This window comes from Calditerrivibrio sp., assembly GCF_049968475.1.
Taxonomy (GTDB): Bacteria; Chrysiogenota; Deferribacteres; order Deferribacterales; family Calditerrivibrionaceae; genus Calditerrivibrio; species Calditerrivibrio nitroreducens_A.
Map to the genome: position 1 here is coordinate 1 of NZ_JBMFQS010000009.1, position 13482 is coordinate 13482.

Consider the following 13482-nt stretch of genomic DNA (forward strand, 5'->3'; position numbering starts at 1 on the left):
GAGGCATAGGACCATCTGCAGCACTTACAACAAGTATAGCCCCATCCATCTGGGCTGCACCTGTGATCATGTTCTTTACATAGTCTGCGTGACCAGGACAATCCACATGTGCATAGTGCCTTGTGGGGCTCTCATACTCTACGTGGGCTGTGGCTATCGTAATACCTCGCTCCCTCTCTTCCGGAGCCTTGTCAATATTGGAATAATCCACAAAATCTGCCAAACCCTTAGTCGACAATACTCTGGTAATAGCAGCTGTCAAAGTAGTCTTACCATGGTCTACGTGACCTATCGTACCTACGTTAACGTGAGGTTTCTTCCTCTCGAACTTCTGTTTTCCCATAAAAGTTCTCCCTCTTTTTTTTATATTAAGCCCATGACCGGAATCGAACCGGTGACCTCGTCCTTACCAAGGACGCGCTCTAACCGACTGAGCCACATGGGCTATTTTCCATACATATCTACAATACAAAATGAACTGTATAAATATAATTAAATTAGAGCTATGTCAAGTATTTTTTTTGCATAATACGATTTTCCCTTCTTCACACAATAAAACTAAAAAAATATTCAATATGGAATATTTACTGTTTCTTTAATATCTGAATTATTGCCTCTTTTAAATCCTTAGCCCTCACTGGCTTATTCAAAAACATTGTTATACCTGCATCTTTTGCCTGCTTGTAGGTTTTGAATGTACCAAATGCAGTGATAATTATGATTTTCTGATTTTCTTTTAACTGCCTGATCCGATCGATCAGCCCCATACCATCAAGCTCCGGCATTCTAAGGTCTGTGACCACAACATCAAAATCCATTTCTTGAAGCTTAAAAAATGCTTCTCTACCATTTTCCGCCGTATCCACAACATAGCCTTCAAGCCTCAATACCTCAGCATAACCCAATCTTGTATGTTCTTCATCATCCACAATCAATATTTTGATTTCTGAATTTTCCATAATCTCTATTCCCCATCATATTTTATAATTTCTCCATCCTGATAAATAGGATGGACAGTAGAAACAGAAGATTTATAAACCAACTGTTGTTTATCTTCGTAAGAAAGCAGAATAGTATAATCATCAAAACCTATAAGATTACCTTTTATTTTTACACCATTGCGGAGATAAATCGTGACAGGTGACTTAGACTTTCTCACTTCGTTCAGAAATATATCCTGCATCGGTGGCTTTAAATGTTTAGGCCTTTTCCCAAGATTAGACTGATAATAAATTTTGCTGATATATTCTATATCTATAATATTCTTCACTGATGCGATAGTGGCAATATCCTTTTTACTATGAGAAAGCTTATAACCAAGGTCATCAGAGATAATAGTGTACTGGTCAAAATCCACAATTTTACCTCTGAACCTCTCTTTGTTGTTCATAATAAACAGCAGAGGTACTGATTTAATGGATGCATTTTGCAAATAAACAAACTCTAACTGAGCATATAAGGACATATTTCCCCCATTATTTTAGAATCTATACTAAAATTATCTTTTAAAGTCAAGGTATTTGTTTTAGCATTCAAATTTTGTGTTTGTGACCTCAAGCAGTCTCCTTAAAATCTCCTTTATGGCTTCATCCTTTACTCTATAGCATACTGTGGTACCATCCCTCACACTTTCCAATATACCTTTATTTTTTAAAATTGCAAGATGCTGACTGGTTGTAGCCTGTGGAATCTTTAAACCATCACATATTTTTGTTACATTACACTCATTATGCATCAGTCCAAGCACAATTTTAAGCCTTATTGGATGTCCCAGAGCTTTCAATTTTTCAGAATATTCATCCAACCATGCACTGTCCATTTTATACCTCACTCATTTTCTCTAAAAATCACCATAGAATTCGATTGATGAAGGGGGGTCACGGTAAGCTCTCCAATCTGGACATGCTCCGGCAATTTTGCCGTAAAAAGTACTATCTCTGCGATATCCTCCGCTGAAAGAGGTTTAATCCCTTTATAAACCTTCTTAGCCCTATCATTATCACCGTGGAATCTCGTATTACTGAAGTTTGTTTCCGTCATACCCGGAGCAATATTTGAAACTTTTATCGGCTTATCAACCAGATCGATCCTCATACCATCTGTCAAAATCCTAACGGCTGCCTTTGTGGCACAGTAGACTGCTCCCCCAGGATAGGCCCCCTGCCCAGCGATGGATCCAATATTTATTATGTGTCCATGTGTGTTATTTTTTAGCATAATATTAGCTACATTTTTTGAAAAATAGAGCAACCCTTTTATGTTGGTATCAATCATTGTATCCCAATCCTCCACATCTCCTTCATAAAACTTTTCAAGCCCAAGGGCAAGTCCGGCATTATTTACAAGGATATCGATTTTAGACAATTCATCCGGAATAGAAGATAGAAAATAATTCACATGCTCCAGCAAACGAACATCCACTTTTCCAATAAAAGTTTTTACACGGTATGTCTCTTTTATTTCATTTTCTAAATATTTTAATTTTTCAATATTTCGGGCACAAAAAATAAGATTTGCACCTTCCCGAGCAAAAGCCTTTACACAGGCTTCCCCTATACCACTTGATGCCCCTGTAACCAAAACATTTTTCCCTCTCAAGCTTCTGAAATAATCCATATATCCCCCATTTTAACTAAGAAAGTTTCTTATTAATCCTGTATACCTCACTTAAGATTTCCGCCACTACACGATACAAATTTTCCGGTATCTCCTGGTATATATCCAATCTATAAAGAGCCTCCAACAGATCTGGATCCTCTTTTATCAATACATTGTACTCTTTTGCTTTTTCTAAAATCTTTTCGGCAATTATCCCTCTACCCTTTGCAACCACCTTTGGTGCAGAATCTTTTTCATGATCGTACCTGAGAACCGTTACCTTCTTAGCCTTATCCATTATACAACTGCTCTAACGATTTTTTGTACGCAGCTAAAATATTTCTAAAATCTTCATCACTATGTGCAAAAGTGAGGCATCCACCCGAATGCATCGTAAATACACCATTTAATATCATCAATATCTTAAAAAGGCTCTCCCTATCTGAGTCAATTTTTGTCAAAAAAGTTGAAGGTCTTTTGCTATCCACATCATCAAAGGATTTATGAAAATGCAATGCTGTCATAGATCCAAATCCACTTACTATAATATTAGAATCCTCGTTTAAAAGAGATGAGATATTTTCTCTTAATTTTTCACCCATTAGATTAAGATGATTATAGTCATGCTTTTCAAGTAATTCAAGTGTTTTCAACCCTGCAGCCATTGTAACCGGATGCTCTGAAAAGGTACCCCCACCGGTGATTATATCCCCCTTTTCTATGATCTGCATAACATCTTTTCTTCCACCGTAAACCCCTATAGCAAAACCACCACCGATTATCTTCCCCATTGTAAACAGATCCGGCTTTACACCAAAAATCGGCCATGTACTACCAAATCTGAACCTAAAACCTGTAATGGTTTCATCAAATATCAAAAGAGAACCATCTTCATCGCAAAATCTTCTTATACCCCTTAAAAAATCAACTTCCGCCGCCACTCCTCCTCCGGCACCTAATACAGGCTCAAGAATAACCGCAGCCACTTTATCTTTGTGGGAATGCAAAATTTCAAGCGAAGTTTCAAGATCGTTATAAGGTATTGACAAAACATCATTTTTAATTCTACTATATGGTGGTTTCACATCGAAGGATAGGTCTGTATTGCCACCATGCCATCCCCCTTCTATCTTGGCAATTACTCCTCTACGGGTAAACTTTTTTGAGATCCTTGTGGCATACATCGTAGCTTCTGTGCCGGATGTACAAAACCTCATCATCTCCATCTCAGGCACAGCATCCCTGATCTTTTCCGCCAATTGCAATTGATATCTGTTTAAAATACCGATCTGCACACCTTCTTTTGATACTCTATAGATCTCCTCCACAATATCTCTATTGGTATGTCCTAATATATTGGCATAATGCCCCATCCACATATCGATAAGCTCAATACCATCGATTGTGAGTATTTTAGACCCATAAGCCCTTTCCACCACAAATGGAAAAGGTGCAAAAAAACGGATGTCGTGGCTTACACCTTTGGGAAAGGAATTTTTAAAGCGATCAAATATATCACCTGAGCTTTTAAACCTCTTGCTGTAAATATCAAAATAGTTCATTAATTACCCAGAATATCTCTTAGCTTCAGAGCATTTTTCGGTGCATATCCATCTATTACATTACAAAAGGAGACCGCCAGATTTGATCCCTCACTGATACGCCTGATTTCTATGGATAGTTCTTTAAGCTCTTCTAAAGAATAGTTATAGTTTAACTCTTTAGTTTCCGGCGTAAGCCAGAGCTTACTTCTGCCATATAATCTAATGTAAGATTTCCCCTCAATTGGTGAAAGGTAAAAAGGGGCAAAACCTGAAACCATAGGAAGATCAAGGGCAATCAAGCCGATTTTATTGTTTTTTAATTCAGTAAGATACCTCTCTTTGTACCATGTCCTATTTGGAAGCTCCACAAAAAGAGTATTATCTTTAAAAATAGTTTTAAGATAGATAAGATATTCAAGATTTTTTTTACATGCGGAAAACCTATAATTAAAATCCACAAATAGGGCATAGAGTCTACCTGATTCCTGTATTGGAGATAATGCAATAAAAAGGTTTTTAACATCATCCTCATTAAATTTATTTTTCTGGAAAAAATGTGGTAACCTTACGGTAAAAACTGTATTCCCGCCACTTCTATCGAAAATATTTTTTATCTCTCCGTAAGAGGGTAGCTTATAATAAGTATAAGTCAACTCCAATAGGTTAAAATGCTGAACATAATACTCAAGCATCTCCATCTTTTTCACATTTGATGGATAAAAGCTTCCAACCCAATCATCGAACTTGTATCCACTGGTACCTAAATAAACTGAAAAATCTTTCCCCATAAAGCCTCTCTGTATTCATTATGATGAATAGTATGTTTTGGAAAATAAATCAACTAAAAAATAGTTAATCGTTTATCTATTATGTTTGCTCATTACATATCTTCTTATAAGTTCCTTTTAATTTTTCCATAAGCTTGTTTAACTCCTGTATAAAATCGTAGAGCATATCTTTTGGATAATTATTTTTTAAAACTTTTTCAATATGATCTTTTATATTCAACATCTCATCTATGATCTGAACGAACATCTCTTTCTTCTTGTAATAGGATACACCTTTGTTTCTAAGCCAAGACATAAGATTGAAATACAACCTATCGAAACTATTTTGATCAAAATCGTGACTTCCATAATTGATTAATAAATCTATTATTCTTGAAAAAGCGTTTACAGCAGAATAAATTTCGATTTCTTCTTTAGTTTTAAAATGGGTATCAATAAGTTGTGAAATAGATATATCATTAAACCTATGATACATATTTACAAATTCCTCTATCGGAAGTGGTTTTGAAATTAAATACCCCTGAAATATATTGCAACCCAATTTGTATAAAGCAGATGCAGTTTCTACGGTCTCCACCCCTTCCGCAACAATCTCTTTGTTAAAAGCCTTTGCAAGCAATATGATCACTTCTGTAATATTAAGATTCGTTGGATCAGATAACATATCCACCACAAATGTCCTATCTATCTTAACCGTGTCTATGGGAAGGGCTTTAATATAATCCAATGAGGCATAGCCTGTTCCAAAATCATCCACAGAGATGCCGAAACCGATTTTGCTAAATTCATTTAAGATCTCAGATGCTTTATCGAGATTTGTTATCGATGTGGATTCAATAATCTCTATTTCTATTATACTACTTTTTTCTTTCACATCAGTTAATAGAGTTTCCCTGATGAAATCAATCAATTCTTCATTGAGTAATGCATTAGGGGAAACATTTATACTCAGCTTAACTTTCAGCCCTCTACTATAAAGATAATCTATGCACTCAAAAGCTCTTGACACAATATACTTATCAAACTCCACCTCAATATCAGAATTGCTGATATATGGTATAAATTCAGATGGTGGTATCAACCCGTGTAGGGGATGTACCCATCTTACCAGCACCTCAGCCCCAACCACCTCTTTCTTTTCTACATTGAATTTTGGCTGCAAATACAAGATAAATTCCTTATTTTTGAGTCCCCTTTCAATCATGGCCAGTTTTTCTTTTTTTATGGCCAATTGTTTACTCATAATTGGATCAAAAAATAATATGCGATTTTTACCTCTACTCTTAGCCTGAAACATAGCCTGTTGGGCATGTCTCACAAGCTCAGAGGGGATCTCATTGTCCTCTGGATATATAGTAACACCTACAGAGCAGGTGAATTTCCAGACAACACCATCCACAGTAATCGGCCTGTATATGGCAAACTGGATCTTTTCAAGATAATCTTCAAGCTCTTTCGTATCATCAACAATTGTGGCAATTACAAATATATCTTCATCAAAATGAGCTATGATATCATTTTTTTTAAGAATCGGCATTATCCTATTTGATATCTGATTGATAACTTTGTTTGAAACTTCAAGACCATACTTATCTAAAAATTGTTTAAAGCCATCTAAGTCAAGATAACATACAGCCACATCTTTACCTGGATTATCATGAATAAATTTTCTAACTTTTTCAATGAAAAACCTTTTATTAGGTAATTTTGTGACTTCATTGTAATACGCCAGAAATTCGAGCTTTTCTTCATATCTTTTTATTTCTGATATCTCTATGAAACTACCAACATAATATTTCGGTCTTCCTTGTTCATCATTTATTGTAAATATCGAAAGGTATTCTGGATATATCTCGTTGTTTTTTCTTTTGTTCCATATTTCACCTTCCCAAACCCCACGTTTAGATAAATTTTCCCAAATATTTTCATAAAATTTTTCATCGTGAATACCTGATTTTAAAATAGATGGTTTTTTACCGATCACGTCATCTCTATCATAACCAGTGATCCTTAAAAATGCATCATTTACATCTATTATTATGCCGTTGATATCTGTAATTACTATACCACTTAAATTGTGCTTTACAATTTCGTAAGCCAATTTAAACTTCTCCGAAAGAGTTATCTTTTCAGTAATATCAAATAACAAAACAACCGTAGCCTCTTTTTTACCTGATACGATCACGTCATTTTTATGCACATAAAAAATTTTACTTTCTCCATCCAGTTCTATGGTTATTTGCTGATCGTTGGAGGATAAAATATATTCAATTTTTTTAGTAAGATTAGCGATGTCTCTAAAGAATTTTATTACCGATGGATTGTAATATATGATTTTGCCATTGTTATCTAAAATGACAAGGGAATCTTTTAGTGATTGGCTGATCTCTCGTGTAAGCTTTTCTGTTTTTGTCATTTTTTCGTAAAACTTGAAACTTAAGAATAGTCCAGTAAATATGATTATATTAAAAACTATCCCTAATACTCCCTGAGTAATATATCTTCTTATCATAGTACTTATGAAAGGTGCTTTTGTTACAGACACGAGATAGATATGGGTAGTACCTTCCGGAAGGATCTGTTTGAAAAGCATAAGATAGTATTCATTATCAAACTTATAGTAAAGGAAAAAGTCTTTACCAGAATCAAGTTTACCTGATAGCTCTTTTTTATCAGGATAATTTGAAATAATCTTTTTGGCAAACTCAAGCGAATCACTTCTTTCTTTTAGAAGAAGATCATGTTCATAAAAACAGTCCAGATTATCGCTTAGTTTAACCAAAAATTTATCGTTCTCTTTCTCATTTCCTGCTATTAAAATTATATGTTGTACACCTTCAATTTGGTTTAAATCCTCCTGTATAGCACTCAAGCTAAATCCAAATACAATCACGCCATATATATTGCCATCCATTATTATCGGGTAGTTATATGCATATACCAACCTGTCGTAGTATGTTTCATAACCTATAACAACCTCTTTTTTTTCTATAGCCTGATAAGCAAGGCTCTTTCTATATAAGATGGCTCCACTTAATTCAGGCTGATTAAAATTCAAGAAAATCGAGTTTGTATCGCATATATTAAAAATCACAATCCCCTTTTCTTTATAAAGTTTATAGTTTTTGTAAAGTTTTTTAAATAATAATCTCCTGTATTCCACCACTGATTTATTCATATTGATATTTTTAATGGCATCAACAATCTCCGGATCGTTCAGGATTGTTCTTACTTCTGTTCTCAAAAATACATCGTATTTATCCCTGTTGTTATTGAAGCTACTTTCTAAGTTAGAAATGGAAAAAGTATATACAGACTTAATCTCATTTGAAAAAGTGAATATTAAAAACGAGGTAATAAATATTGAAGTAATTACAAAAAGTACTAAAATATACAATCTATAATTATCTAATATCCTTTGCACTTAAATTACCCTCCATAGGGATTTTGACGGGCATCATTTTTCTTATAATGTCATAGTCAGTATCGGTTGCAGAAGAGATTCCGAATGGGCTGACCCTTTTAATTTCCTCATGTTCAAAAATATTCTTTATGATTTTTTTCAATCTATTCAATTTCTCATCACCAATTAGCTTTCTGTTTACAACAATGACAAAACCAGGTAAGTCCGGTGTTTCATCCACCTTTTCAATACCAAGAGCTTTGTATTTTTCAAAAACTATACTGTTTGTACCACCAAAATCAAAATCTCCAGCAATCACATGCTCCACTACACTATTGTGGCTATCCAAATAGACAAATCGCTCTGCCGTAAGTTGTTTGCCTGTATATTTTTGATATAGATAGTTCATAGAAAGAAAACCACACGTTGCATAAGGGCTCACAAGAGCATATCTTGCACCATTTAAGTTTTTCACACTTAACTTTTTATCGCCAGATTTGAAAAGTACACATCTATATTTACTCCCTCCCGAAGAAACATTTATGGCATAAAGTGGATAAATATCATTATTTCTCTGCTTTGTCATCACATAGGTCAAAGGGCATAGATATGCCAAATGAGCTTGATTTTTAGCTATCATCTCAATTAATTCATTATAACTCTTAGCGTGCTTAAATACCACCTTTTCCCCTGTTTCCTTTTCAAGAAGAGCCATAAAAGGCTTCCATTTTTCATACTCTCTATCCGCAGTTTCCATCTGGATAGGGGCAAAACTTATCTCGGAATAAATAAGGATCGGCACAAAAATAATCATCATAATAACCAGAAAAATATTCTTATATAACATTTTGAATCTCCAATTGTGTATATTCTATTTGTTATAATTCAATAATAGCATATAAATTCTATTTATCAACAAAAAAATCAACTTTTATATATAAAATTCCAGTTGATAATCTTCTTTTTTTATTTTATAATAATTTCAGAAGAGGTTGAGTATATGAGAAAATTGATATTTATTTTATTGTTATTTCTTCCACTAACAATACTTTCTAAAGAACAATACATCTACTCCGCCGTTTCTGTTGGTAATAAAGAATCCACCATAGCACAACACAAGCCATTGTTGAATTATGTCACAGATAAAACAAATAAGAAAATTATAATAACATACTATGAAAATCACAAAGAACTTGTGGAGATGTTTATAAAAGGAGATGTGGATATAGCTTATCTTGGACCAATCCCTTTTCTGGCACTAAAAAGAAAGTACAGCAATTACGAACCTTTAGTTATGGTAAGGGAAAAAGATGGGAAAAGCTCCTACAGATGTGTGCTTTTTGCTCCCATCGACCAGATGGATCCATTAAAAAACATCAAAAACATCGCCATGACAAACCCTCTATCCACCTGCGGGTATACTTTTGTGCATTCAGCACTGAAAAAAAAAGGTGCGGATCTTGAGTCGATACCCTATAGTTATGTTGGAAACCATGAAGAGGTTGCCAAAAAAGTAATTGCAGGATTGTTCAGTATCGGTGCCACAAAGGAGGATATCTTTGAAAAATACAAAAATCTGGGGTTAAAAGCTATTATCTCTTCAGATGAACTGCCTGCCTTTATTATCGTGGCAAATAAAAAAACTATGTCCCAAAATGATATCGATCTTATAAGAAATTCATTGCTAAAAATACCAAATAACACTCTATCAATATTGAAGATAGGAAAAAATGGCTTTGATCGCTTTGATGAATCAAAATATATTAATTTTGAAAAGCTACTTGATAGCAACATATTAAAGAGAATATATGAGTAATTTAAGAAAAAGAACACTTACCTTCATACTATCATTTTTGATTCTTTTCACCCCTTTTTCAGTAATGATCTATTACAATAATAAAAGAACACTTGAAGTTTTCTTTCATAATAATTCCAATTTGCAGGAAATAGTCTGGAAATCTGTAACTATAGCCCATAATAATGTAGCCGACTTATATTTTGATACTTATGTAATGAATACTGACGTTTTAGAGATCTTAAAAGATTACAAACATGCTGACAACAAAAATCGAGATCTATTAAGACTAAAGCTTTACCGCCTGCTATACCCTAAGTATGAAATTCTAAAGAAAAAAGGTGTAAGACAGTTCCATTTCCATAGCACAAATGCGGAGAGCATCCTGCGGATGCATGCCCCTGATAAGTTTGGGGATAGCTTAAAAATCGAACGACCTGATGTCTGGCTGGCCAACAAAAATCTCCAGATAGTAAGAACTTTTGAAATGGGAAAGGTTGCCTCTGGTTTTAGAAATGTATATCCGATTATATGGAAAGATGAACATATAGGGAGTGTGGAGATATCTTTTCCTTTTGAATCATTGAGGAAAATGATGTCGGATCTTTTTGAAAAGATAGAAATTATCGCCCTAATTAAAAAAGATAACCTCAATAAATTATTTGATGACCAAAAAGAGTTATACAAAGAATTTACACCGGGCTGGATGGTAGAAGATCCCAACAGAGAGCTTTACGACTCATTAAAAGATATCCCATCAGAATATAAACAGGTTTTGGAATCGTCCAAAGAAGATAAAGATTTTATCAGACTTTTAAATCAAAAAAACTCAGGCGGCACATATGTTAAATACAACGGTAAGAACTACCTGATTTTAAAAACCACTATCCTTGACACATATCAAACTCAAACCGCATTAATAATATCTATCTCAAAGTCAGAGGAATTGAATAATATTTTAAAAAAATTTCAATTTGATATTTTTACATTAGTACTACTAACATTCTTACTCTCCACACTTTTTACAATGGTGAGTGCTAAAAATGATAAGGTACTAGAAAATGAAAAATTTATAGAAAATATTCTATCCAGCATTCATACTGGGCTCTATATTATGGACCAGGATGGCAATACCATAAGAATAAATGAATCCCTGACACGCATTCTTGGTTACACAGAAGATGATCTCCTAGGGAAATCAGCCCACGATATTTTTCACGTCCATCACTTGGATAAAGAAAATTGTCCAGTATTCAAGGTATTGACAAACAATACTGAATACAAAGGAATTGAAATTTTTAAGTCCAAAAATGGTAGTTTTCTTCACGTAAACCTAAAATCAAAAAGGTTTGAATATCAGGGACAAAGTTATGCACTCGTTACTTTCGTAGACATCTCAGAACTTGTTGAAAGGGAAAATGAACTTAATAAGACAAACTTTATTCTGAATACCATCATAGAAAACTTTAATGATGCCGTGATGCTGACGGATGATAACACTATTGTTCAGATAAACGATAAAATGGTAAAAGATTTCTGTGTGCCACTTGATTTAGTTCCAAAAGGGATCGATAAAGTGATCTCTTTTATCTGTCTTAATTTTAAAGATCAGTCAGAGTTTATAAACTTTGCATACTCCAATAAAAATAATATTATTTTGAATACAGTGGATGAAAAACATATAGAAATCAGAAAAGTCCCATTAAATACCTTTAAATTTTCAGGAACATTGTGGATATTCTCCGATCGTACTGAAAGTATAAATAACATAAAAAGGATGGAGATTCTAAAAGAACAGGCAGAAGCTGCAAATAAAGCAAAAAGCCTGTTCCTATCAAGTATGAGTCATGAAATCAGAACACCAATAAATGGTATAATAGGTGCCCTCGAGTTGATACCAAAACAGAATCTGCCAGAGGAAATATCAAGTTATCTACATATCATTAAAAGTAGCAGTGAACATCTTTTAATGCTCATCAACGATATTCTGGATCTTTCAAAAATCGAAAGTGGATACCTAAAACTTGAAAAAATCCCCTTCATGCCCATTAAGGTATTAAAAAGAGTACGATCCATCATCTACCCCACCACCATCCAAAAAGGGTTGTCCTTTAATATCGATTATCCGGATAGGGAGATCTGTGTCTACGGAGATCCGCATAGACTCAGTCAGGTATTGATCAATTTGGCAGGAAATGCTGTGAAATTCACAGAAAAAGGTGAGGTGGAAGTAAAAATGGAAATCATATCAGATTCTGAAACTGAGATAAGACTAAAATTTTCCGTAAGAGATACCGGGATAGGGATTCCGGAAGACAAAATGAATAAACTTTTTAAACCTTTTTCACAGATAGATGATACTCATACGAGGAAATTTGGAGGTACAGGCCTTGGTCTTGCCATCTCCCAAAATCTAATAAAAATGTTTGGGGGTGAAATAAAAGTAGAGAGTAGGGTCGGTGAGGGGTCTATTTTCAGTTTTGAAATAGATTTCAAAAAAGCAGATATCAAAGAATGCGAAAATTCAGGAGAGGTTTATTATATTATGGATGAAACTATTGATATTGAACAACTCAAAGTTCTCCTCGTGGAGGACAATAAAGTAAACAGCATCATCGCCACCAATTTGCTAAAAAAACTCGGCATAACCCATATTGACACTGCCTATAACGGTCTTGAAGCTGTAGAAAAAGTAAAAACTAAAAGGTATGATCTGATCTTTATGGATATGTCAATGCCGGAAATGGACGGTATAACCGCCACAAAGATAATAAGAACTGATCCAGAAGTTATTGATAACAACACTCCAATTATTGCAATGACAGCCAACGCTTTTGAAGAAGATAAACAGCTATGCATCAATGCTGGGATGAACGATTTTATTTCAAAGCCTATCTCAATTGGCAGTATTAAAAGATCGATCTTTTCTGTTTTGCACAAATCCATAAATTCTGATGACGCTGCGGAAGATACCATAGATGAGGAGCTTTTTGACGCTGAAAGACTAAAAAATTCTGTAAATGACATAGAATGTATAAAACAAATATTGGAAATTTACGTTGCGGATACCGAACAATCGATAAATGAATTGAGAACTCTGAAAAAATCTGATTCATATGAAAAGATAACTAAAATTGCCCATCAGATAAAGGGTTCTTCCTACAACGTGGGAGCGGATAAAATAGGTAATATTGCAAAAGAGATAGAGATCTCCGCAAAATCTGGCAAGTATGAAATTATTGATCAACTTACCGAAACATTGAAGAATGAATTTGACAAACTTCAGGTTTATTTGAATAAGAAAAATTTTATTGTATAATTCAAATGTAAAAGTTTTAGTATAGCATCACTCTA

At 34.1% G+C, this 13482-nt stretch carries 12 protein-coding genes and 1 tRNA gene; 2 read left to right on the top strand and 11 right to left on the bottom strand.

The window, feature by feature from the left end:
- From ACP5Q2_RS07915 to ACP5Q2_RS07965, 11 genes are all read right to left on the bottom strand, one after another.
- The coding region (locus ACP5Q2_RS07915; RefSeq protein ID WP_428098960.1) for a GTP-binding protein at positions 1–343 on the bottom strand (343 nt) is incomplete at its 3' end.
- Positions 344–371: 28 nt separating this feature from the next.
- Positions 372–445, bottom strand: a tRNA-Thr gene (locus tag ACP5Q2_RS07920).
- A 139-nt stretch (positions 446–584) separates the two neighbouring features.
- Entirely contained in the window at positions 585–959 is a 375-nt protein-coding gene (locus ACP5Q2_RS07925; RefSeq protein ID WP_428098963.1) for a response regulator, read from the bottom strand.
- Between the two features lie 5 nt (positions 960–964).
- Positions 965–1465 carry an RNA chaperone Hfq gene (gene hfq / locus ACP5Q2_RS07930; RefSeq protein ID WP_428098966.1) on the bottom strand — a complete coding sequence of 167 codons (501 nt, stop codon included), beginning with the start codon at positions 1463–1465 and terminating at the stop codon, positions 965–967.
- Between the two features lie 60 nt (positions 1466–1525).
- Positions 1526–1819: an ArsR/SmtB family transcription factor gene (locus tag ACP5Q2_RS07935; protein ID WP_428098969.1), complete on the bottom strand. Its 294-nt coding sequence runs from the start codon at positions 1817–1819 to the stop codon at positions 1526–1528.
- A gap of 8 nt (positions 1820–1827) precedes the next feature.
- Positions 1828–2616 (bottom strand): SDR family NAD(P)-dependent oxidoreductase, encoded by a 789-nt coding sequence (locus ACP5Q2_RS07940; RefSeq protein ID WP_424605756.1) that lies wholly within the window; start codon positions 2614–2616, stop codon positions 1828–1830.
- Between the two features lie 16 nt (positions 2617–2632).
- Positions 2633–2896, bottom strand: a complete 264-nt coding sequence (locus ACP5Q2_RS07945) for an EscU/YscU/HrcU family type III secretion system export apparatus switch protein (protein ID WP_428098972.1) — start codon at positions 2894–2896, stop codon at positions 2633–2635.
- On the bottom strand, positions 2889–4160 hold the full coding sequence (locus ACP5Q2_RS07950) for an aspartate aminotransferase family protein (RefSeq protein ID WP_424605758.1): 1272 nt from the start codon (positions 4158–4160) through the stop codon (positions 2889–2891). Before ACP5Q2_RS07950 ends, ACP5Q2_RS07945 begins: the two co-directional genes overlap by 8 nt.
- On the bottom strand, positions 4160–4930 hold the full coding sequence (locus ACP5Q2_RS07955; RefSeq protein WP_424605759.1) for a DUF72 domain-containing protein: 771 nt from the start codon (positions 4928–4930) through the stop codon (positions 4160–4162). Before ACP5Q2_RS07955 ends, ACP5Q2_RS07950 begins: the two co-directional genes overlap by 1 nt.
- A gap of 79 nt (positions 4931–5009) precedes the next feature.
- Positions 5010–8354, bottom strand: coding sequence for a sensor domain-containing protein (locus ACP5Q2_RS07960; RefSeq protein WP_428098976.1), 3345 nt, complete (start codon positions 8352–8354; stop codon positions 5010–5012).
- Positions 8335–9180, bottom strand: coding sequence for a phosphate/phosphite/phosphonate ABC transporter substrate-binding protein (locus ACP5Q2_RS07965; protein ID WP_428098979.1), 846 nt, complete (start codon positions 9178–9180; stop codon positions 8335–8337). Before ACP5Q2_RS07965 ends, ACP5Q2_RS07960 begins: the two co-directional genes overlap by 20 nt.
- 153 nt (positions 9181–9333) lie before the next feature.
- Between ACP5Q2_RS07965 and ACP5Q2_RS07970 the strand changes: the two genes are divergently transcribed.
- On the top strand, positions 9334–10149 hold the full coding sequence (locus tag ACP5Q2_RS07970; RefSeq protein ID WP_428098982.1) for a PhnD/SsuA/transferrin family substrate-binding protein: 816 nt from the start codon (positions 9334–9336) through the stop codon (positions 10147–10149).
- Positions 10142–13447, top strand: a complete 3306-nt coding sequence (locus ACP5Q2_RS07975; protein ID WP_428098985.1) for an ATP-binding protein — start codon at positions 10142–10144, stop codon at positions 13445–13447. Before ACP5Q2_RS07970 ends, ACP5Q2_RS07975 begins: the two co-directional genes overlap by 8 nt.
- Positions 13448–13482: the final 35 nt, after the last annotated feature.